We start from the raw sequence: 25,768 nt of genomic DNA on the forward strand, positions 1-25,768 counted from the left end.
AAGCCTATGAAACTTGCAGGAAAAACGGATGTCGGCAGGGTCCGGCAGGATAATCAGGACGATTATCGCGCAGGAGAACTGCCCGGCGATGCCGCATGGCTGCTGGTATGCGACGGCATGGGCGGTGCACGCGGCGGCAGGGAAGCCAGCCAGAGCGCGTGCGATGTGATCGAGCGCTGCTTTCAGGAGCAGTATGCTTCCAAGTGCCTGCCCGGCGAAGAGGAGACCTTTTTGAAAAAGAGCCTGCTCAGCGCCAACCGCTTTGTGTTCCAGAAGGCCCTGCGTGAGGAATCGCTGGCGGGCATGGGCACCACGGCTGTGTGCGCACTGGTGCGCGGCGGCAAGGTGTTCCTGTGTCATGCAGGCGACTCGCGGGCGTACCTGTACCGGGACGGCAGGCTTGCCCAGCTCACCCACGACCACTCCTATGTGCAGGAGCTGGTGGACTGCGGCACCATTACCGTGGAGGAAGCCGAGCACCACCCTCAGAAGAACATCATCACCAAGGCGCTGGGCGTGGACTACCGGCTGGACTCGGAGTTCACTACCGCACCGCTGCAGAAAGGGGATATCCTGCTGCTGTGCTCGGACGGCCTGACCAATGCCGTGCCCAGAGAACAGCTGGAACAGCTGCTGCGCACCGGCAGGTTCTACGACCTGCCGGACCTTCTGATCCGCACGGCCAACGAGAACGGCGGCCCGGATAACATCACCGCGCTGCTGCTGTGTGTGGAGGAGGTGCGCTGATGGACAACCTGATCGGCAAAAAGCTGGACGGCCTGTATGAGGTGCGGGAGCTGATCGGTTCCGGCGGCATGGCAAACGTCTACAAGGCGGTCATGCTGGGGCACAACGGCCCGGTGCCTGCCGGTACCGTGGTGGCGGTAAAGGTGCTGCGGCAGGAGTATATGCACGACCCGGACCTTGTGCGCCGCTTTAAAAATGAATCCAAGGCCATCTCGCTGCTGAACCACCCCAACATCGTAAAAGTGTACGATGTATCGGTGAATGATGATCTGCAGTATATCGTGATGGAATATGTGGACGGCATGACATTGCGCGAGTACCTTAACCAGCGCGGCGGCAGGCTGACCAACCGGGAGACAGTGCATTTCATCTCCCAGATCTTAAAGGCGCTGGAACATGCCCACGCCAACGGTGTGGTGCACCGGGACATCAAACCCCAGAACATCATGCTTTTGGACAACGGCCAGCTGCGCATGATGGATTTTGGCATTGCGCGCATCTCCCGTGCCGAGAACCAGCTGCTGAGCGGCAAGGCCATGGGCAGCGTGCACTATATCAGCCCGGAGCAGGCCAAGGGCGATGAGACCGACTGCACCAGTGATATCTACTCGGTGGGCGTGATGATGTACGAGATGCTCAGCGGTCATCTGCCCTTTGATGCAGACGACATGGTGGAAGTTGCCATCAAGCAGATCTCCGATCAGCCAAAGTCTTTGCACGAGATCGCGCCGGAGGTGCCGAATGCACTGGTGGAGATCACCGAAAAGGCCATGGCAAAGCTGCCGCAGAACCGCTACGCATCCGCCCGCGAAATGCTGGATGCGCTGGACACCTACGTGCACAACCCCTCCGTGATGTTCGAGTACAAGTATATTACAGAAGATGCTCCCGAAAAGGTGGTGAAACGTACCATGAACCAGAACCGTGCAAACCGTCAGGCCGAAAAGCCTGCGCCCCGCGGCAAAAAGGCCGCACCGCGCAAGAAAAAGCGCACCATCTTCCTGCCGGCACTGTTCGGCATTACCATTGCATTTGCACTGGCGTGCCTTGCGCTGTGCTGGATGATCCTGAACGATTCCTCCAACCTGATGAACAACAAGGCCGATATCACGCTGGGCGATTATATCGGTATGACGCAGGACGAGGCTGCTGCCACCGAGCAGGTGGTCTCCGGCCAGATCAGCGTTACCTGGGAGCAGGAGTACAACAGTAACTATGCGGCGGGCTATATCTATAAGCAGTCGCCGGTGTCCGGCCGCACGGTGCGCGAGGGCCAGAATGTGACCCTGACTGTGAGCCTTGGCACCCAGTACGTTACCGTGCCGGACCTGACCAACTATGTGCAGGCCGATGCAGAGCAGCAGCTCAAGGAGCTGGGTGTCTCGGTGCTGGTAACGCAGGCTGTGGATACCTCTGTGGCATCCGGCGCGGTGATCCGCACCGACCCGGCGGCGGGCAGTCAGGTGGCTGCAGGCAGCACTGTGGTGATGTATATCAGCCGCCCGCAGGTGGCAACCACCACCAAGGTGCCCTCGCTGACCGGCATGAGCACCGCTGATGCCCGCACCCTGCTGGTGCAGAACCATCTGGGCCTTGGCAGCCAGACCGAGCAGTACAGCGACCAGCCGGTGGGCACTGTCATCAGTCAGAACCCGGCGGCAGGCTCTACCACAAAGCTGAACGGCCGCGTGAACATTGTGGTAAGCGCCGGGCCGGAGCCTGCACCGGAACCGGAAGCACCCAGCGACAGCACCACCGGCGGCGACTGGTGGAGCGGCCTGTTTGGCAGCAGCTCCTCTTCTTCCAGCACCGAGACCGGCACCGAACAGGGCACAGCGGGCAGCGGCGACCCTTCGCAGAAACCGCTGACCGACTGGTGGTCCTCGCTGCTGAGCTGACGGAGGCGTGCATGAAGGGATATATCACAAAGGGCATCGGCGGCTTTTACTATGTAAAAACGCCGGAGGGCATTGTGGAGTGCAAGCCCCGCGGCATTTTCCGCAAACAGAAGATCACGCCGGTGGCGGGCGATGAGGTGACGCTGGAGACCGAGAACGGTGCAGCCGTCATTGCCGAGATCGCACCGCGCAAAAATGTGTTCGTGCGGCCTCCGGTGGCAAATCTGGATGTGCTGTTCCTTGTGGCCAGCACCACCCAGCCCACGCCCAGCACGCTGGTGCTGGATAAGCTTGCCGCCATTGCGGTGGACAAGGGCGTGCAGCCGGTGATCGTGTGCACCAAGGGCGACTTGGCCGAGGCGGAATTCCTGTGTAAGGCCTACGAAAGATCGACCCTGCCGTTCATCCGCATCGATTACGAGACCGGCGGCGGGCTGGACGAGGTGAAGCAGTGGATCAGCGGCAGGCTGTGTGCGTTCTGCGGCAACTCCGGCGTGGGAAAATCCACCCTTTTGAACCATCTGCTGCCGGAAGCAGAGCGCGAGACCAGTGCCATCAGCCAGAAGCTGGGCCGCGGCCGCCACACCACCCGTGAGGTGACGATCTTTGAAGCCTTTGACGGGCGCATTGCGGATACGCCGGGCTTTGCCAGTCTGGAAGCGAACCGCGCCGGGTTCATCCCCAAGGAAAATCTGGAGCATGCGTTCCCGGAGTTCGGGCCTTATCTGGGCCAGTGCCAGTTCACCGGCTGCTCCCACCGCAGCGAAAAAGGCTGTGCCGTGCGCGCCGCACTGGCCGAGGGCAGGCTCTCCCAGACCCGGTACGACAGCTACTGCGCCATGTACGAGGAAGTCAAGGACGTGAAGGATTGGCAGCGCCCGAAAGTATAAAGGATAAGGAAGAGATTCATGTCACGCTGTGTGATCATTTCGGCCTGCCCGGTTTCTCCGGAGCTGGCAGAGGCCCTGCGGCCGGACGACTTTATCATTGCCTGTGATGCAGGCTACCGCAACTGCGCACCTCTGGGGCGTAGACCCAACATCATCGTGGGCGATTTTGACACCGCCCCCTGCCCGGAACAGCAGGACGACGATATCATCGTGCTGCCCCATGTGAAGGACGATACCGACACCGAGTATGCTGCAAAGCTGGTCTCGGAAAAGGGCTTTGACGAGGTGCTGCTGCTGGGCGGCCTTGGCGGCAGACGGGTGGAGCACACCCTTGCAAACCTGTGCACTGGCCTTGGGCTGGAACAGCGCGGTGTGCGCACCACCCTGCTGGATGAGCGCAGCCGCATCACCTACGTGATGCCTGGCGAGACCCGCCGCTACCCGAAGGAGAAGTACTTCTTCTTCTCGGCCTTCCCGATGGAGGGCAGGGCGCAGGGCGTGTGCGAGCGCGGCTCCTACTATGAGCTGACCGATGCGGAGCTGACCGCCAGCTACCCGCTGGGCGTCAGCAACGAGTACGCTGCCGGGTCGGACTGCATCACCATCTCCACCCGCAGCGGTGCGCTGGTGGTGGTGGAGACCATCGCAGACTGAGCGCTGCTGCCCTTGCCGGAACATTCCGGCCCCTGCCTGCATAGGATGGGCCAGAAAACGGAAAGGCGGGGAGCATATGCAGGTAGTTGTGATCCGAAGCCCCAAGGCGCTGCGCGGCATTCTGCGCAGACTGTTCGGCATTCAAAAACAGTAAAAAAGATCCCCTCGCTGCTGGTCGGCGGGGGGATCTTGCTTCATAATACTCCTTTTTATTGCGTCAGGGCGTTGTAACAGGCATCGAACGCCTGCATAAAATCAGTGATCTCCTGTTCCGTGGTCAGGTGGCTCAGGCTGATGCGCCACGAGGACAGCGCGTTGCGCCGGTCATGGCTCACGGCAAACACGGCGCGGGAGGGCAGGCCGTCCGAAGAGCAGGCCGATTTGACCGAGACGCATACGCCCCTGGCATCCAGCTCCCGCTGGAACACGGTGCCCTTCACGTTCTGTACGCTCAGGTTTAAAATCTGCGGCACGGCGGTGCCCGGGCTGTTGATGCGCACCTTGGGGTATTGGGCAAGCCCGGTGCGCAGGCGGGCGTTCAGGGCGCGGATGTGCTCCACCCGGGCGGGCAGCTCGCTCACTGCCTTCTCCAGCGCCAGCGCCAGCGAACAGGCCAGCGCCACGGTGGGGGTGCCGCTGCGGTAGATGGTGGTGCTCTCGCCGCCATGGATGAGCGGCTCCAGCGCAAGGCCGCGCCGCTTGACCAGCACACCGATGCCGTTCAGCCCGTAGAACTTGTGGGCGGTCAGGCTTATGGTGTCGATGCCTTCAAGGCTGACCGGCAGCTTGCCCACGGCCTGTGTGGCATCCACATGGAAGTGGCAGTGGGGGCAGGCCTTCAACATTTCCGCGATCTCGGCCACCGGCTGCACCACGCCCAGCTCACTGTCCACGGCAGTGACGGCCACCAGAATGGTGTCCGGGCGCAGCAGTTCTTTCAGGTGGGCAAGGTCCATCGTGCCGTCCTGCCGGATGTCCACAAGGTCGATCTCGTATCCCTGCTCCTGCAGGGCGGTCAGGCTGCCGCTCACCGAGGAGTGCTCCAGCGGGGTGGAAATGATGTGACTGCCATGGTGGCGCTCCAGCCGGGCGATGCTCTTGATGGCAAAGTTGTTGGCCTCGCTGGCACCGGATGTATAGATGATCTCGGCGGGCTGCACGTTCAGGCTGCGGGCAATGCTCTGGGTGGCGGCATCGATGGCAGCCTTTGCGGCAGTGCCTGCTGCGTGGCGGGAATTGGCATTGCCCGGGCAATTGCGCTCCACCTCGCAAAAGCGCTGTAAAACCGCTTCGTCTACCGGGGTATTGGCGGAATAATCCAGATAGATCATAAACTCTCCTGATAATTCTCTTATAATACAGATTACAATGGTAGGTTATATTATAGTGCGCTTTGGGCCGGATTGCAAGAGAAGCGGCGCAAACTTCCGGGCTGGAAATACAGGAGAATTAAGCAAAATAGTTGCGCGGCGGCAAAAAGTCTGCTATAATCTCTGAAAGGACTGCCCGCTGCGGCCTTTTGCGGGGCTTTTGGCGGCGGTTTGGAAAGAGCCTGAATGAAAGGGGGAGCGCACCATGCTGCACAAGAATCATCGACTGCGCTGCATTACACTTCTCATTTCCGGGCGGGATCATTGTTCCCAAATTTCAGGGGCATTGCCGTTTTGCTGACGGCGGTGCCTCTTTTTTTGGGGCTGCGAGTTCTGTAGGAGGCAGAAAACTTCATGAGTGAAAAGATCGATTACTCCAAAGGCATTTACGACGCGCGCCAGCTGGGCGCAGGCCGCATGTTCATTCTGGGCGTGCAGCACATGTTTGCCATGTTCGGCGCAACGGTGCTGGTGCCGCTGCTCACCGGCCTGAGCGTTTCCACCACCCTGCTGTGCGCAGGTCTGGGCACCCTGCTGTTCCACCTCATTACCAAAAAGAAGGTGCCTGCATTCCTCGGCTCCTCCTTTGCGTATCTGGGCGGCTTTTCCATCGTGGCCCCCATGCTGGCAGATGCAGACGGCAACCTGACCGTTGCCAACACCAAGATGCTGCCCTACGCCTGCGCCGCCGTCGCATTTTCCGGTCTGGTGTATCTGGTGGCCAGCCTGCTGATCTCCACCTTCGGCATCCGCCGCATCATGCGGTTCTTCCCGCCGGTGGTCACTGGCCCCATTATCATTTCCATCGGCCTGATCCTGGCCCCCTCTGCTATCAAAAACTGCCAGTCCAACTGGATCCTGGCCTTTGTGGCACTGGGTGTCGTGATCGTGTGCAACATCTGGGGCAAGGGCATGGTCAAGATCCTGCCCATCCTCATCGGCGTGCTGGTGTCCTATGCAGTGGCACTGGTGACCGGTGCAGTGGACTTCCAGCGCATTTCTGAGGCTGCATGGGTGGGCATCCCTCTGCACAAGGAGGCCATGGGCCTGTTTGCCATCGACGGCAGCCCGGAGTTCATCAGCGCACTGTTCACCATCATCCCCATTGCACTGGCAACCATGATGGAGCATGTGGGCGATATCGCCGCCATCAGCGCAACCGTGGGCCACAACTATATCAACGACCCCGGTCTGAACCGTACCCTGCTGGGTGATGGCCTTGCTACCACCATGGCCGGCCTGCTGGGCGGCCCGGCCAATACCACCTACGGCGAGAACACCGGTGTGCTGGCTCTGAGCAAGATCTACGATCCGCTGGTCATCCGCATTGCGGCTGTCCTGGCCATCATCCTGAGCTTCAGCCCCAAGTTTGAGGCTGTCATCAACACCATCCCCACCGGCATCATCGGCGGCATCAGCTTTGTGCTGTATGGCATGATCTCCGCCATCGGTGTGCGCAATGTGGTGGAGAACCGCGTGGACTTTACCAACAGCCGCAACCTGATCGTGGCCGCTGTCATTCTGGTGTGCGCACTGGGCTTCAACTCTGTGGGCGGTGTCAGCTTTGCCGTTGCAGGTGTTACCATCAACCTGTCCGGTCTGGCTGTGGCCGCGATCGCAGGCATCCTGCTGAATGCTATCCTGCCCGGCAACGACTACGAGTTTGATGCTGCCGACGGCTCCGAAGCCGCTACCAGCAGCAACCTGCAGGTCTGATCTCCCATAGAAGAAGGAAGAACAAGGCAGAAGCCGTCCTGTGTGTGCAGGGCGGCTTTGCTGTTTTTAAGGTGCACAGGGCAAAGCACACAGTTTTTGATGATGGTTTTTAGTGACCCTGCCGGAATTTATCTATAAGGCAAAATAAATAGGAATTATTCTTAAAATTATCCTTGACTAACTAGGAATTATTCGCTATAATAGAGCCATGACAAGGGCCGGTGAGTACCAACACCGCCCAGCCTGTTTTCTAACTGATATAAAAAGAATGATGGAGGTCTATTCTTATGAAGAAGTACGTTTGCACCGTTTGTGGTTATATTGCTGAAGGCGAGATCCCGGCACAGTGCCCCGTCTGCAAGGCTCCTGCTTCCGCTTTTGTGGAGAAGACCGGCAACACCTACGTCACCGAGCATGTTGTGGGCATCGGCAAGGCCGAGGGCGTTCCGCAGGAGATCGTGGACGGCCTGCGCGCAAACTTTGAGGGTGAGTGCAGCGAGGTCGGCATGTATCTGGCAATGGCTCGTGTGGCTGAGCGCGAGGGCTACCCCGAGATCGCTGAGGCTTACAAGCGTTATGCCTACGAGGAAGCAGATCACGCATCCCGCTTTGCAGAGCTGCTGGGCGAAGTTGTCACCGACAGCACCAAGAAGAACCTGATGATGCGTGCCGAGGCCGAGTGCGGCGCATGTGCAGGCAAGATGGATCTGGCCAAGAAGGCAAAGGCCCTGAATCTGGATGCCATCCACGACACCGTTCACGAGATGGCAAAGGACGAGGCCCGTCACGGCCGCGGCTTTGAGGGCCTGCTGAAGCGCTACTTCAACACCGAAGTCTGATAAGGTTTCCCCGGTTATCCATTCTGACCGCTGCATGGCTTTGCCGCTGTGCAGCGGTTTTTTTGTTCAACCTACGGAACTATTCCGTTGACAGGCACAGCGGCGGCGGGTTATAATTTATCTCGTGTTCAATGAACTGCGAAAGGGGAGACGGGGGAATGAAAAACGGACACACCACCCGGCAAAAGGCCCCGGCGGGCCGCTACGCCCTGCTGGACGAGCTGCGCGGGCTGGATCTGGTCAGCATGATGCTGTACCATGCCTGCTGGGACATGATGTTCCTGTTCGGCATCTGGATGGACTGGTACGCGGGAATGCCGGGGCGTCTGTGGCAGCAGGCCATCTGCTGGGTATTCATTCTGCTGTCCGGCTTCTGTGCGCCCTTTGGGCGGCATATGCTGCGGCGCGGTGTTACCGTGTTTGCCGCCGGAGCGCTGGTAACGGCGGTGACGCTGGTGTTTATGCCGGAAAACCGGGTCATTTTTGGCGTGCTGACCTTTCTGGGTACGGCCATGCTGCTGACCGGTGTGCTGGAACCGCTGCTGAAAAAAGTGATGCCCGCTGTGGGCCTTGCGGTGTCGGCGGTGCTGTTTGCGGTGTGCTACCCGGTCGGCTCGGGCTGGGTGGGCCTTGGCGGCTGGAAGCTGATGCTGCCGCAGAGCCTGTATGCCAACTACTTTACTGCATTTTTTGGCTTTTACCCGGACTGGTTCTACTCCACCGATTACTTTGGCCTGCTGCTGTGGCTGTTTTTGTTCTGGGCGGGGTACTACCTGCACAAGGCGGTGGGCCGCAGACGCATGGAACCGCTGCGCCGCCCGGTGTGCCCGGCGCTGGGCTGGATGGGGCAGCACTCGCTTTTGCTGTATCTGCTGCACCAGCCGGTGATCTACGGCGTACTTTCGGCCGCGGCAGTTCTTTTTGCATAAAAGGCTTGACACAGCCGGGAAGCTGTGGTATTCTATCGGTGGTTAGAAGATACTAACCAAATGGGGATGCGTCTGCGTGGTTGGACGCATTTTCATGGAACATAAAGTTAGATATATCTAACTAATATTGATTTGAGAGAGGACGATCTTTATGAGCAAAGTAGCAGTCGTATTCTGGAGCGCAACCGGCAACACTGAGACCATGGCAAACTGCGTGGCAGAGGGTGCAAACGGCACCATCGTGCCCTGCAGCGAGATGAACGCTGCAAAGCTGGCTGAGTTTGATGCAGTGGCTTTTGGCTGCCCCGCAATGGGTGCTGAGCAGCTGGAGGAGAGCGAGTTCGAGCCGATGTTCTCTGATCTGGAGGGTTCTCTGAACGGCAAGAAGATCGCCCTGTTCGGCTCCTACGGCTGGGGCGACGGCCAGTGGATGCGTGACTGGGTGGAGCGTGCTCAGGGCGACGGCGCACAGGTGCTGAACGGTGAGGGCCTGATCTGCAACGAGGCCCCGGACGATGATGTTCAGGCTGCATGCCGCAAGCTGGGTGCAGATCTGGCTGCATGGTAAACAGGAGAAGCTTCTCTTGACAAACAGAGACAGCTGCGATAAACTATGAGAACACCGAAAAACGGTGTTTTTGCAGAACTGAAAGTTAGTAAATACTAACTTTCACGCAAAAGCAGCAGCCTCTGTACAGAATGCATCAAAACTGCGGCAGGGGACAGCAGACGGAAAGGTCTGCGCTCCTGCCGCTTTGGTTTCAGAAGGCGGTGTATATGGCAGTGGCTGCAGCAATTGGTGTTACGGTAGGCTTTGCATTTTTGCGCCGTGCGGTGCGCCGCGCTGCAATGCGGTCGGACCGTAGAAAAAAATAAGGCAGCAGGAGGCCCCGTCCCATGCAGGATACCCCGAAGAACTTGGATCAGAAGCGCGCAGATGAAAAGATGCTGGTGAGCGAGATGATCGCTCTTTACTGCCGCAGGCAGCACAAAACACCCAAAGGCAGCCTGTGCCCGGAGTGCCGGCAGCTGCACGATTACGCCCTGACCCGCATTGACAAATGCCCGTTCATGGAGACCAAGACCTTCTGCTCGGCCTGCAAAGTGCACTGCTACAAGCCGGAAATGCGGGAGAAGATCCGCGCGGTGATGCGCTGGGCAGGCCCGCGGATGCTGCCGGTGCACCCGGTGCTTTCCATCCGGCATGCGGCAGTCACACTCCGGTCTAAGCGCGAAGCGAAAAAGGCTGGCTGAGTTTTCCAGAATAAACACCCTGCCCGCAGGCCATACTGTGGACAGAGAGGTGATAAATATGGAAAACATCGGCGTTACCTGTGATGTCTGCGAGTGCAGCCACAATGTGAGCGGCTGCAAGTGCGACCTGCCCCAGATCAAAGTGACCGAGCAGTGCACCTGCGATACGCAGCAGGTGGAGACCCCGCACTACTGCCAGAGCTACGAGAAAAAGTAATTCCTAAAGCAGCAAAACAGCTCCTGCCAGAGCATTTCCGGCAGGAGCTGTTTTGGGTCACGGAGGTCAGCGCAGGGCCACATTGCAGGTGGCAAGGCTGCGGATCAGGGTGCCCACGCTCTCCTTCATCCGGATGCCCACGAAGCCCAGCGTGAATGCGGCCTGCACATTGGCCAGATTGTCGTCGATGAACACGCACTCGCTGGCCTTCAGACCGTATTTGTCCAGCAGGGCCTGATAGATGCGGGGGTCGGGCTTGTTGATGTGCACCTCGCAGGAGGCTACGCCGCCGTCAAAGCGGTCCAGCACGCCGCGCTCCTTGAGCAGGGCCAGCACGTCCTCCGGGATGTTGCTGAGATAGTACACGCTGTAGCCATGGTTCTTCAGGCGGCGCACCAGCTCCTGCATCCGGCGGCGCGGGCGCAGGATGTGCAGCCAGTCGTCCAGCACGCCCTGCACCTCAAACTCGCGCCCGGCGGCCTTGGCGTTGCGCAGCATGGCCTGATTGCCGTCAAAGCGGGAGACAAGCCCGGCATCCAGCTGCTTCCACTCCTCGCTGCCAAAGGTCAGGTCGTACACCTGCTCCTCGATCTCTTCATTGCAAATGCGGTCTACCAGATAGGCGCGGGGGGCAAAATCCACCATGACACCGCCCAGATCAAACACGATGCTTTTATACATTTAAAATTTCCTCTGTTTCTCATGGAATGCTCTGACCACAGTATACCACAATCTGCCATGCGGTTTCCACTGCTTTTTGCATGATGCGCCCGGCGGCTGCATAAGCTGTGGCAGAAAGGGGAGAAGGGCATTGACCATCCGGGAACTGTGTGAAAAAGAGGTGGTGCAGCTGGAGCAGGGGGTCTGCCTTGGCCGGGCCGACGACCTGACCTTTGACCCTGCCACCGCCCGGCTGCAGAGCCTGATCCTGCTGGGGCGGCCAAGGCTGTTCGGATTGCTTGGCCGGGACGATAGCCTGACCATTCCATGGCAGGAGATCGAGACCATTGGCACGGATGCGGTGCTGGTGCACACGGCCCTGCCGGAAGCACCGCCGCAGCCGGAACAGCTCAAGTGGTGGCAAAAGCTGCGCGTGAAGCTGGGTTTGTAAAGTTTTTGCAAAAACAGGGTGGACTTTTTTGTGGAAGTGACTATAATAATCGCAGAAGCTTTGTGCAAAAAGCGTAAAGAAATGTGCTTTTGCGTTTGATCTGAGGTTTCAAGGATGAGGAAAGGAACAGGAATTATGAAAACTCCCAAACCGCTTTTGGCGCTGCGGATGGTATTCCCGCTGGCGGCATCGCTGATCGTGCTGCTGCTGGGCGAGGGGATCGCCCGCGGGAGCCTGAGCGCAGACGTTTTTGCAAGTTTTATCTTCCCGCACATCGGGGCTTATCTGCTGGCGTGGCTGCTGCTGTTTCTGGTGTGGCTGCTGCTGGACTGGGTGTTCCGCTGTCCGCCGCTGTCCACGCTGGGCATGGCGGTGCTGGGCTGTGCGCCCTGCGCGGTGAACTTTTACACCCTGCAGCTGCGCGGCGAGCCCTTTCTGCCGTGGGATCTGGCACAGGTGTCAGAAGCTGCCGGCGTGGCATCCGCTGCGGGCCTCAAGATCCAGCCCAGCATGGTGGTGACCATCATCGTGGTGCTGGTGCTGACGGTGGGCAGCTTCTTCCTGTTCCGCGGCCGCCACAAACAGCGCTGGCTGCCCCGGCTGGCGGGCAGTGCCGCCACCGTAGCGGCCCTCTGCCTGCTGGTGTTCGGCGTGTACCTGCAGCCCGCTGTCACGCAGGTGCTGGGCATTACGCCGGATGCATGGATGCAGGACCGCTACTACCGCTACTACGGCGTGATCACCGGCTTTATGACCAACCTCACCAATCTGGAGATCTCGAAGCCCGAGGAATACTCGCAGGAAGCGGTGGATGCCCTGCTGGACAATGCGGACGAGAGCCAGAAGTTTGCCACCAGCCCGCTGTACTCCACCAGCTACAGCGCCGTGACCCCCAAGGACGAGCAGGTGAAGCAGCCCACCATCATCTATGTGATGGACGAGTCCTACTGGGATGTCTCGGAGCTGGAACAGTACGGCATCACCTTTGATACCGATGTCTCCAAGAACCTGCACGCCTTGCAGCAGACCAGCGCCTATGGCCGGGCCTACAGCCCCAGCTTTGGCGGCGGCACCTGCGATGTGGAGTTTGAAGCCCTTACCGGCTACTCGGTATCCTTCCTGCCCAGCGGCAGCAAGCCCTACCAGCAGCATGTGACCAAGCCCATGTTCGCCATGCCCAATTACCTCAAGCTCAAGGGCTACCAGACCGCAGCCGTGCACTGCTTCTGGGCAAAATACTGGAGCCGCGACAAGGCTTACCCCAACCTCGGCTTTGACGATTTTATCAGCCTTGAGGATATGCATGGCGTGACCAAGGTGCGCAAGCACTACTGGACCAGCGGCCTTGTCACCGATGATTCCATGGCCGACCAGATCATCCAGCAGTACGAGAGCATGAAGTCCAGTTCGGACAAGCCCATCTTCCTGCACGCTGTCACCATGCAGAACCATACCAATTATAACAAGGACAACTACCCGGACGACGAGCGCGTAAAGGTGCTGTCCCACCCGGCGGGCCTCAAGCCCAGCACCGTGGGCGCGCTGGAAGATTTTGCTACCGGCATCCGGGATGCAGATGCCATGATGGGCAAACTGACCGAATACTTCTCGCAGGTGGACGAGCCGGTCATTCTGGTGTTCTGGGGCGACCACTATAACCCCATCGATTCCAATTACGATGTCTACACCACTACCGGCTATGCCAGCGATTCCAGCGCAGACCCCCGCCTGCACCAGACCACGCTGCTGATGTGGTCCAACTACAGCCAGCAGCAGGTGGACCTTGGCACCATTGCCGCTTACGATATCTCGCCGGTGATGATGGATATTTACGGTCTGGAAGAGCCGCTCTACTTCCAGTTCCTGAACCGTCAGCTGCGCGTGGCCAGCCGCACCAATACCCGCGGAACCACCATGAATCTGGACGGCACCACCACGCAGGAGCCTACCGAGTTCCAGCAGCGGTGGAGCGCAGAGCACTGGCTTTTGCAGTACGACCTGATGTTCGGCAGGGGATACGCCCTGCAGCGCATGGGCCTTGCGGGCCTGAGCGGCGTGGACACAGGCAAATGAGCGAAAAACAGACGATTTCTTTGTAAAAAACAGAGAAAAACTCTTGCAACCGGCGTTTGTTTGTGATATTATAACAAGGCATTACACACGCATCACTATGCCCTTTTGTGCCCAAATGGGTGGAGGGCAGTCCCGAACCGTCCGATACGGCCCGGGATCACGGTGTGCGGAGGCAAAACAATATCTGGAGGTATTTTTACTATGGCAGTCGTTTCTATGAAGCAGCTTCTCGAAGCAGGTGTGCACTTCGGTCACCAGACCCGCCGCTGGAACCCCAAGATGGCTAAGTACATCTTCACCGAGCGCAACGGCATCTATATCATCGATCTGCAGAAGACCGTGAAGAAGCTGGACGAGGCTTACAACTACGTGAAGGAAGTTGCAGCTGAGGGCGGCGACATCCTGTTCGTCGGCACCAAGAAGCAGGCTCAGGAGTCCATCCGTGACGAGGCTCTGCGCTGCGGCATGCACTATGTCAATGCTCGCTGGCTGGGCGGTATGCTGACCAACTTCCGCACCATCCGCAAGCGCATCGACCGTATGGATCAGCTGGCTAAGATGAAGGAGAACGGCACCTTCGAGCTGCTGCCCAAGAAGGAAGTTGCCAAGCTGGAGCTGGAGATGGAGAAGCTGGACAAGTACCTGGGCGGTGTCAAGAACATGAAGACCCTGCCGAAGGCTATGTTCATCGTTGATCCTCACAAGGAGCGCATCGCTGTTGCTGAGGCCCGCAAGCTGAACATCCCCATCGTGGCTATCGTTGATACCAACTGCAACCCCGACGAGATCGATTACGTGATCCCCGGCAACGACGACGCAATCCGCGCTGTCAAGCTGATCGCTGGCGCTATGGCTGACGCTGTGCTGGAAGGCAAGCAGGGCAACCAGGAGGCCGCTCCCGCTGAGGATGCAGCAAACGCCTGATTTCCCATCCCACAAACAACAAAATAACGTGTAAGGGAGAATACGAAAATGGCTATTTCTGCAAAGGACGTTATGGAACTGCGCAAGCAGACCGACTGCGGCATGATGGAGTGCAAGAAGGCTCTGACCGAGGCTGACGGCAACTTCGAGAAGGCAATCGAGATCCTGCGTGAGCGTGGTCTGGCTACCGCTGCCAAGAAGGCAAGCCGTACCGCTGCCGAGGGCATGGTCTACGCTGACTACTGCCCCCAGTGCAAGGTGGGTGTTGTCATCGAGGTCAACGCTGAGACCGACTTCGTCGCCAAGAACGACAAGTTCGTTGCTTTCGTCAAGGAGGCTACTCAGGTCATCATGAAGCAGAACCCTGCTGATGTTGAGGCTCTGATGGCTTGCAAGACCGAGAACGGCGAGACCGTGGACGAGGCTCTGAAGAACCTGATCCTGGTCATCAAGGAGAACATCAAGGTTCGCCGCTTCGTCCGTTACGAGGGCGTTTGCTCTGCATACGTCCACGGCGGCGGCACCCACGGCATTCTGGTCAACTTCGAGACCACCAACGGCATCGAGGCTAAGGACGAGTTCGTTACCTACGGCAAGGACATCGCCATGCAGGTCGCAGCTGCTAACCCCGGCTATGTCGATGAGGCTTCTGTCCCCGCTGAGGTCGTGGCCAAGGAGAAGGAGATCATGCTGGCTCAGATGGCTGGCGATCCCAAGACCGCTAACAAGCCCGAGGCTGTGAAGCAGAAGATGATCGAGGGCAAGATCAAGAAGTTCTTCAAGGAGAACTGCCTGGTCGATCAGGAGTTCGTCAAGGACAGCGACCTGACCGTTGCTCAGTACACCGCTAAGGTCGCTAAGGATCTGGGCGGCGACATCAAGATCGTCAAGTTCACCCGCTTCCAGAAGGGCGAAGGCCTGGAGAAGCGTGCTGACGACTTCGCTGCTGAAGTTGCAAGCATGGTGAAGTAATTTAACTTCCAAAGTTGAATTGGGAGCTGCAGTACCCGTAACAGGGCGCTGCGGCTCCTTTTTTTGTTTGTGTTTGCCGGGCGGATGTGCTATCATAGAGAAAACGGAAAGAAGGGAGGACGAAAAGCAATGCGCAGTGTAAACAAAACGTCTCTCCGAATGGAGAGCATGATCGGATAAGGAGAATCCCTTATGAAAAAACAAACCATGACTCTTGCGGGCATCCCTGCCATTCTGTACGGCAGCCGGAGCCGGAATGTTTACCTCTATCTCCATGGCAAGAACGGCTGCAAGGAAGAGGCAGAACGTTTTGCCGCTACAGCCTGTGAAGCAGGTTGGCAGGTGCTGGCTATCGACCTGCCCGAGCATGGCGCACGGAAAAACAGCCCTGAGCGGTTACTGCCATGGGTGGTGGTCCCGGAACTGCAGGCTGTCTATGCCCGCATGAAGCCGGTGTGGGCGCATATCCGGCTGTATGGCGTGAGCATCGGCGCGTGGCTTGCCATGCAGGCGCTGCAGGGAGACGCGCCGGAACAGGCCCTGCTGGTCTCTCCGGTGGTGGATATGGAAGCTCTCATCACGAATATGATGCAATGTGCCCATGTGACCGAGGAACAGCTGCACCGGGCAGGGGAGATCCCCACGGATCTTGGGGAGACCCTCTCATGGCCGTATCTGTGCTGGGTGCGGGAACATCCGCTGCACTGGCATGGCCGCACGCAGGTGCTGTATGGTGACAGGGATGCCCTGACCAGCCGCACCATGATCGAGCGCTTCCGTCAGGAAAGCGGGGCGCATCTGACGATCATGGAGGGCGGGGAACACTGGTTCCATACCCCAGTGCAGATGGCGGTCCTTCAAACGTGGGAAGAAACGAATTTTTGATTTTTGATTTAGAATAGCCGCCGCGTGCGCTTTGGCTATTTTTAGCGGAAGTATTATTTTTATATTTGCAAACCAGCAAAGCCTGCGGGCTTTGCTGGTTTGCTTTTTCACGGGAAAGGTCGTGACCGTACACTGCATTTTTTGTGGTGACTATGCATTTTATCTTTGGGACTCTTTCTGTGAAAAAATGGTTTGGAAACGACCGCAGTCGTTTCCAAACCACAATATCAAATAAATTTTCCTCTGCTTATGGCCAGAGCGCACGCGGAGGCCATTTCAAATCATAGAAGCTTACAGCAACAAAAACTGCCGCTGACGGTTTTTACGCCGTCAGCGGCAGTTTGCATTTACAGATTCAGTTCAGCAGGATCTGAAACTCAGACCTTTGCTTCGCTGTTTTGCTCAGCATTCTTATAGGCCTTGAAGGAGTGGAACACGATGTTCAGGCCCAGAACGATCAGCAGCACGGCCAGGATCAGCTGCAGGCCGTTTGCAATGAACACAGCACCCCAAGTGGTCTCGCCAGCGGGGATGGTGACAGCAGCGGCATTGCTGATGGCCTTGACCATGGCGATCAGGCGCTGCACCAGAGCGGTGAAGGTGACGCACAGCATGATGATCAGCGGAGGGAAGATCATCTTGTTGCTGCGGCCGGTGACCTTCAGGAACACGCACAGGGTGGCCAGAACCAGAGCGCTCAGCAGCTGGTTTGCAGAACCGAACAGGGGCCAGATGTTGGCGTAGCCGATCTTGGTCAGCAGGAAGCCGAAAGCCAGAGTCAGGAAGGTGGAGAAGTACACGTTGCACAGCAGCTTGCGCCAGCCCTCAGCATGCTCCATGTCGTCCACGCTGAACAGCTCCTGGAAGCTCATGCGGCCGATACGGGCCACAGCATCCAGACTGGTCAGGGCCAGTGCGGAAACGCACATGGTCATAAACACAGAGGCAAAGTGCTGGTCCAGGCCGAAGCCCACGAAGAAGCTGGCAACGCCGCGGCTGAAGACCTGGAACGGAGTGCCGTCTGCGGGGGTGCCGTCTGCGGCAGCAGAAGCACCGGCAACACACAGGGCGATGACAGCCAGCAGGCTTTCCAGCACCATGGCACCATAGCCGACCTTCAGCATATCCTTCTCATTGGTAACGGTCTTGGAGGAGGTGCCGGAAGACACCAGACTGTGGAAACCGGAAACAGCGCCGCAGGCAACGGTAACGAACAGGATGGGGAACATGGTGCCCAGCTTGGCGTTGGTAAAGCCGGTGAACACCGGCAGGTTCATGACGGGATGGTTGACGATCAGGCCCAGAACAGCGCCCACGATCATGGCCACGAACATAAAGGTGGTCATGTGGTCACGGGGCTGCTTCAGCAGCCACATGGGCAGGACAGCGGCAAAGAAGATGTACACAAAGGTGATGTAGCTCCATGCAGCCTTACCCAGAATGATGGGGAAGTTTGCACCCACCACAAAGGACAGCACGATGAATACGATGCTGATCACATTCTCTTTCCAGCCGGTGAAGTGCAGGTTCTTCTGCAGCAGGCCAAAGACCACGGCGAACACCATGAACATGATGGAGACCATGCCGGCAGCACCGTTGGTCTGGGCAGCCTCCACCAGAGCACCGTCAGCACCGTAGGCATTGAAGGTGCCGGCCACCATGTCGGCAAAGGCGGCGATCACGATGCCGCAGAACAGCCAGCAGAACAGCAGGAACAGCTTGCGGCCGGTCTTGCCGATGTACTTTTCGATCAGCATGCCCATGCTCTTGCCATCGTTCTTAACGGAAGCATACAGAGCGCCGAAGTCGGTGACAGCACCGAAGAAGATGCCGCCCAGCAGCACCCACAGCAGCACCGGCAGCCAGCCGAAAGCAGCGGCCTGGATCGCACCGGTGACAGGGCCTGCACCGGCAATGGAGCTGAACTGGTGTGCAAACACGGTCCAGCCGTCGGTGGGAACGTAGTCCCGGCCGTCCTCATGGACAACTGCCGGGGTCTTGGCAGAGGGGTCGATGCCCCACTTGTTTGCCAGCCAGCGGCCGTAAAGCATATAAGCGCCAAACAGACACACGGCTGCGATCAATACGATGACCAGCGTATTCATTGTTTTTACCTCTTTCCTTTCTTGGCATCCGGCAAATGTCAGCGACATGGGGCGGCAGGATGTAAAAAAGGCCCCGTCTTCCTGCGTTCGTTCCGTTTGGGACGAACCATCGAAGACGAAGGCCTTCACATACACTGCACATCGTGTATGGAATACTCCGCGATACCACTTCGTTTGCTGCACAGGGCAGCCACTCCCAGCGTACATACATACGCAGCCCCGTAACGTGGGCAAAACGGCCATGCATTACTGGAAGGCGGGGTCAGCGCCTTTGTTCACACAGGCTGCTCGCAGGGGAGAACGCTTTGCTCCTGACTGCTGCCCTTGCATCAGATGGGCGGCTCTCTGGGAGAGGGTGCTGCAAAGAATCATGTCCTGTTCATCGCATTTGCCGAATGATTGTCCGTATTTTAGTGCGGAATTCACAAATTGTCAATAACTTTGGAACAAGTTCGGAGGATGCACTAATTCAGAAAAGCGTTCTGCAATAATTTTTAGGTGATTTTTGTTCATGCGTGAAACGAAGAAAACTATACACGTCAACGAATGAAAAGAGTTCACGCCAAGGACTTGACTTTCACACTTTGATGTGCTAAAGTGATGATGCAAGAAAGAACCTGAACATTTCCGGAACAATTAAAAGAGGGAACGCTCCCAAAACCGGACAGTCCGCTGCGGCGGCAAGGAGAACATTCATGTCAGATAAAAATTCCAGAAGAAACCAGACCACCGATGCACTGTTTGATGCCATCCTCAGTCTGGAAACGCGGGAGGAGTGCTACAACTTCTTTGAAGACCTGTGCACTGTAAAGGAGATCTCGGATATGGCGCAGCGGCTGGAAGCGGCAAAGATGCTGCTGGACGGCAGAACCTACGATCAGATCGTGAAGGCAGTGGAGATCAGCACGGCCACCATCAGCCGCATCAACCGCTGCATCCAGTACGGCTCCGGCGGCTACCGCGAGACCATTGAAAAGGTGCGCGGCACCCAGAACCCGAAAAAGCAGGAGTAACACCGGCGTACCCGGCAGACATAGAATGGGGCGTACACCGCCCCTGACCGGACGAACGAAAGGAAGGTTTTATCATGTCTGCTGAGAACTGTATCGATACCACCCGCTGCCCCTGCCCCTGCCTGCCCAAGGTGACGCTGGAGCAGGCGGTCATTGACCTTGTGGAGAGCATCGCTCTGCAGGAAAATGCCCTGAGCCACATCCTGTGCGCCGAGAGCCGGAAGATGGACGCCGCCATGAAACTGGACGGTCTGGACCTGTGCAAGCTGCTGGAAGTAAACGATTCGGCCACCAACATGGTGCACGCCGTGGCAAACCTGGAGCTGGTGCTCAAGGATAAGCTGGAGTTCGTCTCCAACAACCTGTACTATCCGCCTGTGGATGCCGCAGCGAAGTAAGAAGATGCTGAAAGGCCTGTCCGGATGCCGGGCGGGCCTTTTCTCTGCTTGAATGCATAATTTTTGTAAAAACCATTTGTTGGAATTGCTGATAACGGGATTCTGTGCTATACTATACAATGTATCACCATGAAAGTGAGGAAATTTACAAATTGCTGAACTACGATGCGATCCTGTTTGATGTGGACGGGACCCTGATCGATTCCGCTCCCGGTATCATAAATACATTAAAAGAAGTCTTTGCCAAGATGGGCGTGGACACCACAAATGTGAACCTGCGCCGCTACCTTGGCCCGCCGCTGCGCAAGAGCTTTGGTGAGCACTTTACCGACCCGGCCCTCATTGAAAAGGCCACCGACCTGTACCGCGACAGCTACGCCGTCAAGGGCAGCCACGAGTGCGCCGCCTACCCCGGTGCAGCAGAGATGCTGCAGCGCCTGAAGGACGCGGGCCTTGTGCTGTGCACCGCTACCTCCAAGCCCACGCAGGTCGTTACGCCCATTCTGGAAGAAAAGGGCCTTGCAGGCTATTTTGATTTTATCGGCGGCGCGTCTATGGACGAGAGCCGCGACACCAAGACCGACGTGGTGCGCCATGTGCTGGCCCAGCCCATGATGCAGGGCAGGCGGGTGCTGATGGTGGGCGACCGCAACGATGATATGCGCGGCGCAGCAGACTGCGGGCTGGATGCCGCCGGTGCGCTGTACGGCTACGGCAGCAGGGAAGAGCTGGAACCCTTCCACCCGGTGCTGTTGGCCGAAAGCTGCGCCAGCCTTGCAGACCAGATCCTGAACGGACAGGCATGACCGGAAGGCCCTGTACCGGAAACTAAGTGAATGGTGAGAGATATGAGAAATACACGACCGGAAAAGCAATCGCTTACTCCTATGCAGAAGCAGGCTGTGCTGGTGTGCAGTGTGTGCGCGCTGGCAGCCATTCTGACCATTGCCATTACCATGACGCTGCTCAAGCGCGGCAAGACCCCTGCAGCTCCGGGGGAACAGCCCTCCAGCGAGGTGCTGGTGCCGGGCGAAGAGGATATCTCGGATCACTACCAGATCAGCGAGACCTCTGCCGCTCTGCTGCCGGAGACCGCCGACGCGGGCGAGAGCTACCAGAAGGAAACGCTGTTCCTCGGCGATTCCAACACGGTGCGCCTGTACGCCAACGGCCTGATCAGCCTGCAGCAGTTCTGCGCCAAGGAGGGCATTGGCACCCATGCCGCCCTGAACGAGGGCATCGTTACCTTTAAAAAGGACAGCAGCACCTACACCATCGCGCAGGCCGTGGCCAAAATGAAGCCCCGCCGCGTAGTCATCATGCTGGGCACCAACGATACCGGCATGAGCGTGGACGAGTTCATCAAGAACTACACCGCGCTGGTGCAGGCCATTCAGGAAAGCTACCCCTACACCGACATCATCGTGAACACGGTGCCGCCGGTGCCTGCAAACCACGCAAACTACCCCCACATGGACCAGACCAAGATCGACGACTTCAACATGGCCCTGCTGTCCATGTGTGAGCAGATGGGCCTGAAGTTCCTCAACAGCGCCGAAGCGCTGAAGGATGCCAACGGCTATGGCCGCGAGGATTACTACCAGACCGGCGATATCCACCTGAAGCCCGTGGGTCTGAAGGCCATGCTGAGCTATCTGCGCACCCACGCTTACCAGACCGACGACCGTCGGCCCGACACCGCCAACATCCCCACCCGCGCCGAGTATACCCCGAACCCCAGCTCTGCGGTGACAGCACCCAGCAGCTCGGAGGCTGCAGGCTCTTCCGAAGAGCAGGGTGTGCTGTATCAGGCCAGCTACCGGGTGGACAAGACCGGCGGCACCCTTTCCAGCGGCAGCGACAGCGGCAAGACATCCCTCTCCTATGAAGTGACCAGCGCCGCCCAGTCCATCAGCGTGACGGCTGTGCCGCAGGACGGCTATGTGTTCGTCAAGTGGAGCGACGGCGTGACCCAGAAGACCCGCACCGATACGAACTTCAAGCAGAACGTGGACGTGACCGCCGTGTTTGCAGCGGCTTCCGTGCATATCAGCAGCACCGGCAAGGCCGTGCTGGGCGATTCCTACACCTTTACCGCAAAGCTGGGCGGCAAGCACCTCACTGCCGACAGCATCCGCTGGTACGCCAACGGTGTGGAAGTGCCGCAGGCGGCGGGCAAGACCACCGTCAAGGTGGAGATCGACCCCTCCATGCTCAATGCGACCTTTAAGGTGTACGCAGTGGCAAGCTACAACGGCTGCACCGTTACCAGCAACGTCCTGAATGTGACGGTCAGCGGCGTAAGCTCCGGCAGCTCGTCTCACAGCTCCGGCAGCTCTGGCAGCACGTCGGGCAGCGGTTCTTCCGGCAGCACCAGTTCTTCCGGTGCATCGTCCGGCACCACCTCCGGGGCATCCTCCGGGGCTACATCCACCTCCGGCAGCTCGTCTCACAGCTCTTCCGACAGCTCGTCTCACAGCTCTTCCAGCAGTGAGAGCACGGCTTCCCCGGCAGGCTCGGCTTCTGCTTCCAACGGAACAGCCAGCTCTTCCCACAGCACCAGCTCGTCCCACGCGGACTCTGGTGAGAGCAGCTCGGCTTCCCATAGCAGCTCCAGCAGCGAGAGCAGCTCTGCAAGCTCTGGCAGCTCCCATGCGGCTTCGGAATCCAATGCCAGCAAGGAAGCCGCCAACGAGCAGTCCGCATCCACGGACTCCGCGTCCTGAGGCTGTCACCCCGGCCTGCCGTGCCGCATAGGCTGGCAGGAAGGGAGGCGTTTGCATGTACTACGAGGAACCCCGCATCCCGGCGCTGCCCGGGGAAGAGAACGTGACCGACGGCAGCGTGGACGATTACGGCACCGACTGGGAGAACGTGGACAACGGCGCGCTGGAAGAGGAAATGGCAAAGTGTGCTGCCACCCCCTGTGATGTCAAAACCACCTGCCCGGACAACGACCCGGAGCAGACGGACGTACCATCGTACGAAATTGTAACAGAATGATGTGAAGCCAGCTCTGTTTACGGCAGGGCTGGCTTCTGCCTGTTGTTGAGCGCATGGCAGCTGAGGCCATGGCAGAAGGAAAAGAGGGAAGGTTTATGGCAAAATATTATTGCGTGCTGTTCGATGCAGACAACACCCTGCTGAACTTTGACGCAGCCGAAAGCAAGGCACTGGCCGAAACGCTGGTGAACTACGGCATTGAGCCGGACGCAGAAACGGTGCAGACCTACCGCACCATCAACTCGGAGCTGTGGCGGCAGCTGGAAAAAGGCCAGATCAAGCGGGAAAAGCTCATGGCGGAGCGGTTCACCCGCTTCCTCAAGGCCATTGATGCCGCCGGTGACGGAGCCGAGATGAACCGCTTCTATCTGGAACAGCTCTCCACCCACCCGGACCTGATGGGGCCGGAAGTGCTGGATGTGCTGCGGGAGCTTTCCGAGGTGGCAACGCTGGCCGTTGTGACCAACGGCTTCCAGAAGGTGCAGATCCGCCGTCTGGCCGAGAGCGGTGTGCTGAACTTTATGGAGGACGTGTTCGTCTCCGAGAAGATGGACAGCGAAAAGCCGAACCGCAGAATTTTTGATGCGGCCCTGCGCGCCCTTGGCGTGGAGAACCGCGAGCATGTGCTGGTGGTGGGCGACGGCCTGAGCAGCGACATTCAGGGCGGCGTGAATGCGGGCCTTGACACCTGCTGGTATAACCCCAGCCACGCCGAGAACCCCGGCAAGGTGGTGCCCACCTACGAGATCGCAGACCTGAAAGAGCTGTACCCGCTGGTGATGGAGCAGGAAGAGCTGGCCAATGTGGGCCTGAAGAACCGCCGCCACCAGTGCTGAGCCAATAAGCGGATGGAGAACGGGATCATAAAACTATGCTGATACATTTGGAAAAACTAGGCAAGAGCTTTGGCGAAAAGATCGTGCTGCACGATGTGACCGCCAGTGTCGAGCGGGAGGACCGCATCGGCATCGTGGGCCAGAACGGCGCGGGCAAGACCACCCTGCTCAAGATTTTGACCGGCGAGTACCAGGACTACGATGGGGAATTCAGCGTGACCCACGGCGTGACGCTGGGCTATCTGGAACAGAACGCAAAGCTGGATGCCACGCTGGATCTCTACGGCGAGATGCGCTCCACCTTTGCCCCTGTGCTGGATGCCATGGCCCAGATGCAGGTGCTGGAACGCAAAATGGCCGCGCAGCCGGACGACACGGAGCTGCTGGCCCGGCACGACCAGCTGCAGAACATCGTGGATGCCGCCGACGGCTACAACATGGATGTGAACATCAAAAAGGTGCTGTCCGGCATGGGCTTTGCGCAGGATACATGGCAGAAGAACATTGCGGTGCTCTCCGGCGGTGAGCTGACGAGGCTGCGGCTGGCAAAGCTGCTGCTGGAAAAGCCGGACGTGCTCATTCTGGACGAGCCCACCAACCACCTGGACTTTGCCACCATGGAATGGCTGGAAAACTACCTCAAAAGCTATTCCGGTGCGGTGCTGGTGGTCAGCCACGACCGCTATTTCCTCGATAACGTGTGTACGAAGATCTGGGAGGTCTCCTTCCAGACCATGACCACCTACAAGGGCAACTTCTCGGCCTACCTGCCCCAGAAGGAAGCCGCCGATGCCCTGCGCCAGAAGCAGCACGATGCAGATGTGGCGCTGGCCGAAAAGCTGCAGGACTACGTGGACCGCAACCTTGTGCGCGCTTCCACCACCAAAATGGCCCAGAGCCGCCGCAGGCAGCTGGAAAAGCTGGAGATCACCGAAGCGCCCAAGGACGAGACCAACCAGCTCAAGTTCCGGTTTGAATATGACGTAGAACCGTGGAATGAGCTGGTGCTGCTCAAGAACCTGACCATCAAAATAGGGGAGCGCACCCTGCTGGAACCCTTTACCTACACGGTGTGCCGCGGCCAGCGGCTGGTGATCGCAGGCCCCAACGGCGCGGGCAAGTCCACCCTGATGCAGGTGCTGGACGGCAAGCGCCGCCCCTCCGGCGGCATGGTGCGGCTGGGCACCGGCGCACGGCCCAGCATCTTTGCCCAGCAGCAGAACCGTCTGGGGCAGGGCCGGGTCATCGATGTGATCTGGAACAAGTACCCCCGCATGACCGAGCTGGAGGTGCGCAGCCATCTGGCAAAGCTGGGCTTCCGGGGCGAGACGGTGTTCAAGCCCTGCGAGGCGCTTTCCGGTGGCGAGCTGGCCCGCCTGCGCTTTGCGGAGATCGTGCTGGAACGGCCCAACCTGCTGTTTCTGGACGAGCCCACCAACCATCTGGACATCTACACCCGCGAGAACCTTACCGAGGCCCTCATGGCCTACACCGGCACGCTGCTGCTGGTCACCCATGACCGCCACCTGATGAACAGTCTGGCCTGCCCCATCCTCTACCTTGAGGACGGCAAGGCCACCCTCTACCCCAGCTACGATGCCCTGATGGGCCGCAACGCCCCGGCCCCTGCCGTGCAGAAGGCCGCCGAACCGGCCAAGACCGGCTACGGCAGGGAGCAGCGCCGCCGCCGCGCCGAGCTGCGGGCCAAGATCAAGGCCTGCGAGGACGAGATGGAAGCCTGCGGTGCACGCGAAGTGGAGCTGGACAACGAGATCAACTCCCCGGAGGTGTACAACGACCCCGACCTGCTGCGCCAGAAGAGCGACGAGCTGAGCGACCTGCGCTTCCATCAGGAAGAGCTGTTTGCCGCGTGGGAAGCTGCCATGGAAGAGCAGGAAAGCTACGAGCAGAGCCAGCAGACCGAAGAGTAAAGG

The 25,768-nt window shown here is 58.8% G+C and carries 25 protein-coding genes; 22 read left to right on the top strand and 3 right to left on the bottom strand.

The genetic code is table 11. The features are described 5' to 3' along the window. The first annotated feature begins 6 nt into the window (after nucleotides 1–6). From WMO17_RS00760 to WMO17_RS00775, 4 genes are read left to right on the top strand one after another with little or no spacing between them, the layout of a single operon-like run. Nucleotides 7–747 (top strand): Stp1/IreP family PP2C-type Ser/Thr phosphatase, encoded by a 741-nt coding sequence (locus WMO17_RS00760; RefSeq protein ID WP_120079537.1) that lies wholly within the window; start codon nucleotides 7–9, stop codon nucleotides 745–747. Continuing rightward, nucleotides 747–2,645: a Stk1 family PASTA domain-containing Ser/Thr kinase gene (gene pknB, locus WMO17_RS00765; protein ID WP_349137276.1), complete on the top strand. Its 1,899-nt coding sequence runs from the start codon at nucleotides 747–749 to the stop codon at nucleotides 2,643–2,645. Before WMO17_RS00760 ends, pknB begins: the two co-directional genes overlap by 1 nt. Before the next feature lie 11 nt (nucleotides 2,646–2,656). Continuing rightward, entirely contained in the window at nucleotides 2,657–3,535 is an 879-nt protein-coding gene (gene rsgA / locus WMO17_RS00770) for a ribosome small subunit-dependent GTPase A (protein WP_349137277.1), read from the top strand. Between the two features lie 18 nt (nucleotides 3,536–3,553). Further along, a complete protein-coding gene (locus WMO17_RS00775) occupies nucleotides 3,554–4,189 on the top strand; it encodes a thiamine diphosphokinase (protein WP_044953453.1) in 636 nt (211 codons plus the stop codon). Nucleotides 4,190–4,398: 209 nt separating this feature from the next. Here WMO17_RS00775 and WMO17_RS00780 read toward each other — a convergent pair whose 3' ends face one another. Further along, nucleotides 4,399–5,520, bottom strand: a complete 1,122-nt coding sequence (locus WMO17_RS00780) for a cysteine desulfurase family protein (RefSeq protein ID WP_349137278.1) — start codon at nucleotides 5,518–5,520, stop codon at nucleotides 4,399–4,401. Between the two features lie 393 nt (nucleotides 5,521–5,913). Here WMO17_RS00780 and WMO17_RS00785 point away from each other — a divergent pair, with 393 nt between their 5' ends. From WMO17_RS00785 to WMO17_RS00810, 6 genes are all read left to right on the top strand, one after another. Next, the gene (locus tag WMO17_RS00785; RefSeq protein WP_005940287.1) at nucleotides 5,914–7,275 is read left to right on the top strand and encodes a uracil-xanthine permease family protein; all 1,362 of its coding nucleotides are present in this window, start codon (nucleotides 5,914–5,916) and stop codon (nucleotides 7,273–7,275) included. Between the two features lie 287 nt (nucleotides 7,276–7,562). Beyond that, nucleotides 7,563–8,114: an NADH peroxidase gene (locus tag WMO17_RS00790; protein ID WP_005926148.1), complete on the top strand. Its 552-nt coding sequence runs from the start codon at nucleotides 7,563–7,565 to the stop codon at nucleotides 8,112–8,114. 158 nt (nucleotides 8,115–8,272) lie between these two features. Next, nucleotides 8,273–9,043 carry a heparan-alpha-glucosaminide N-acetyltransferase domain-containing protein gene (locus WMO17_RS00795; RefSeq protein ID WP_349137279.1) on the top strand — a complete coding sequence of 257 codons (771 nt, stop codon included), beginning with the start codon at nucleotides 8,273–8,275 and terminating at the stop codon, nucleotides 9,041–9,043. A 151-nt stretch (nucleotides 9,044–9,194) separates the two neighbouring features. After that, the gene (locus WMO17_RS00800; RefSeq protein ID WP_005940293.1) at nucleotides 9,195–9,611 is read left to right on the top strand and encodes a flavodoxin; all 417 of its coding nucleotides are present in this window, start codon (nucleotides 9,195–9,197) and stop codon (nucleotides 9,609–9,611) included. A 329-nt stretch (nucleotides 9,612–9,940) separates the two neighbouring features. After that, nucleotides 9,941–10,297: a nitrous oxide-stimulated promoter family protein gene (locus tag WMO17_RS00805; RefSeq protein ID WP_005940299.1), complete on the top strand. Its 357-nt coding sequence runs from the start codon at nucleotides 9,941–9,943 to the stop codon at nucleotides 10,295–10,297. Nucleotides 10,298–10,355: 58 nt separating this feature from the next. Beyond that, nucleotides 10,356–10,514 (top strand): DUF1540 domain-containing protein, encoded by a 159-nt coding sequence (locus tag WMO17_RS00810; protein WP_005940302.1) that lies wholly within the window; start codon nucleotides 10,356–10,358, stop codon nucleotides 10,512–10,514. A 66-nt stretch (nucleotides 10,515–10,580) separates the two neighbouring features. Here WMO17_RS00810 and WMO17_RS00815 read toward each other — a convergent pair whose 3' ends face one another. Beyond that, nucleotides 10,581–11,195: an HAD family hydrolase gene (locus tag WMO17_RS00815; RefSeq protein ID WP_005940304.1), complete on the bottom strand. Its 615-nt coding sequence runs from the start codon at nucleotides 11,193–11,195 to the stop codon at nucleotides 10,581–10,583. A gap of 130 nt (nucleotides 11,196–11,325) precedes the next feature. Here WMO17_RS00815 and WMO17_RS00820 point away from each other — a divergent pair, with 130 nt between their 5' ends. The 5 genes from WMO17_RS00820 (at nucleotide 11,326) to WMO17_RS00840 (ending at nucleotide 16,479) form a co-directional block, all read left to right on the top strand. Next, complete coding sequence (locus WMO17_RS00820; protein WP_097774865.1) at nucleotides 11,326–11,625, top strand: PRC-barrel domain-containing protein; 300 nt, start codon at nucleotides 11,326–11,328, stop codon at nucleotides 11,623–11,625. 135 nt (nucleotides 11,626–11,760) lie between these two features. Beyond that, nucleotides 11,761–13,698 (top strand): LTA synthase family protein, encoded by a 1,938-nt coding sequence (locus tag WMO17_RS00825; protein WP_349137280.1) that lies wholly within the window; start codon nucleotides 11,761–11,763, stop codon nucleotides 13,696–13,698. Nucleotides 13,699–13,899: 201 nt separating this feature from the next. Next, nucleotides 13,900–14,622, top strand: coding sequence for a 30S ribosomal protein S2 (gene rpsB, locus WMO17_RS00830; protein ID WP_005940316.1), 723 nt, complete (start codon nucleotides 13,900–13,902; stop codon nucleotides 14,620–14,622). A gap of 48 nt (nucleotides 14,623–14,670) precedes the next feature. Further along, nucleotides 14,671–15,594 (top strand): translation elongation factor Ts, encoded by a 924-nt coding sequence (gene tsf / locus WMO17_RS00835; RefSeq protein WP_005940319.1) that lies wholly within the window; start codon nucleotides 14,671–14,673, stop codon nucleotides 15,592–15,594. 192 nt (nucleotides 15,595–15,786) lie between these two features. Next, a complete protein-coding gene (locus WMO17_RS00840; RefSeq protein WP_349137281.1) occupies nucleotides 15,787–16,479 on the top strand; it encodes an alpha/beta hydrolase in 693 nt (230 codons plus the stop codon). A 377-nt stretch (nucleotides 16,480–16,856) separates the two neighbouring features. Here WMO17_RS00840 and WMO17_RS00845 read toward each other — a convergent pair whose 3' ends face one another. Next, a complete protein-coding gene (locus WMO17_RS00845) occupies nucleotides 16,857–18,584 on the bottom strand; it encodes a carbon starvation CstA family protein (RefSeq protein WP_349137282.1) in 1,728 nt (575 codons plus the stop codon). 695 nt (nucleotides 18,585–19,279) lie between these two features. Here WMO17_RS00845 and WMO17_RS00850 point away from each other — a divergent pair. From WMO17_RS00850 to WMO17_RS00880, 7 genes are all read left to right on the top strand, one after another. Further along, the gene (locus WMO17_RS00850) at nucleotides 19,280–19,597 is read left to right on the top strand and encodes a YerC/YecD family TrpR-related protein (protein ID WP_005940332.1); all 318 of its coding nucleotides are present in this window, start codon (nucleotides 19,280–19,282) and stop codon (nucleotides 19,595–19,597) included. 74 nt (nucleotides 19,598–19,671) lie between these two features. Further along, nucleotides 19,672–19,995, top strand: coding sequence for an alpha-helical endospore appendage domain-containing protein (locus tag WMO17_RS00855; RefSeq protein ID WP_097777926.1), 324 nt, complete (start codon nucleotides 19,672–19,674; stop codon nucleotides 19,993–19,995). Between the two features lie 152 nt (nucleotides 19,996–20,147). Continuing rightward, entirely contained in the window at nucleotides 20,148–20,801 is a 654-nt protein-coding gene (locus tag WMO17_RS00860; protein ID WP_243112283.1) for an HAD-IA family hydrolase, read from the top strand. A gap of 42 nt (nucleotides 20,802–20,843) precedes the next feature. After that, nucleotides 20,844–22,721, top strand: a complete 1,878-nt coding sequence (locus WMO17_RS00865; RefSeq protein WP_349137283.1) for an SGNH/GDSL hydrolase family protein — start codon at nucleotides 20,844–20,846, stop codon at nucleotides 22,719–22,721. 55 nt (nucleotides 22,722–22,776) lie between these two features. Beyond that, the gene (locus WMO17_RS00870) at nucleotides 22,777–22,998 is read left to right on the top strand and encodes a hypothetical protein (protein WP_005940342.1); all 222 of its coding nucleotides are present in this window, start codon (nucleotides 22,777–22,779) and stop codon (nucleotides 22,996–22,998) included. 95 nt (nucleotides 22,999–23,093) lie between these two features. Continuing rightward, the gene (locus tag WMO17_RS00875) at nucleotides 23,094–23,834 is read left to right on the top strand and encodes a YjjG family noncanonical pyrimidine nucleotidase (protein ID WP_044953456.1); all 741 of its coding nucleotides are present in this window, start codon (nucleotides 23,094–23,096) and stop codon (nucleotides 23,832–23,834) included. A 35-nt stretch (nucleotides 23,835–23,869) separates the two neighbouring features. Continuing rightward, a complete protein-coding gene (locus WMO17_RS00880; protein ID WP_349137284.1) occupies nucleotides 23,870–25,765 on the top strand; it encodes an ABC-F family ATP-binding cassette domain-containing protein in 1,896 nt (631 codons plus the stop codon). Nucleotides 25,766–25,768: the final 3 nt, after the last annotated feature.

It is taken from the genome of Faecalibacterium faecis (assembly GCF_040096475.1).
Lineage (GTDB): Bacteria > Bacillota > Clostridia > Oscillospirales > Ruminococcaceae > Faecalibacterium > Faecalibacterium taiwanense.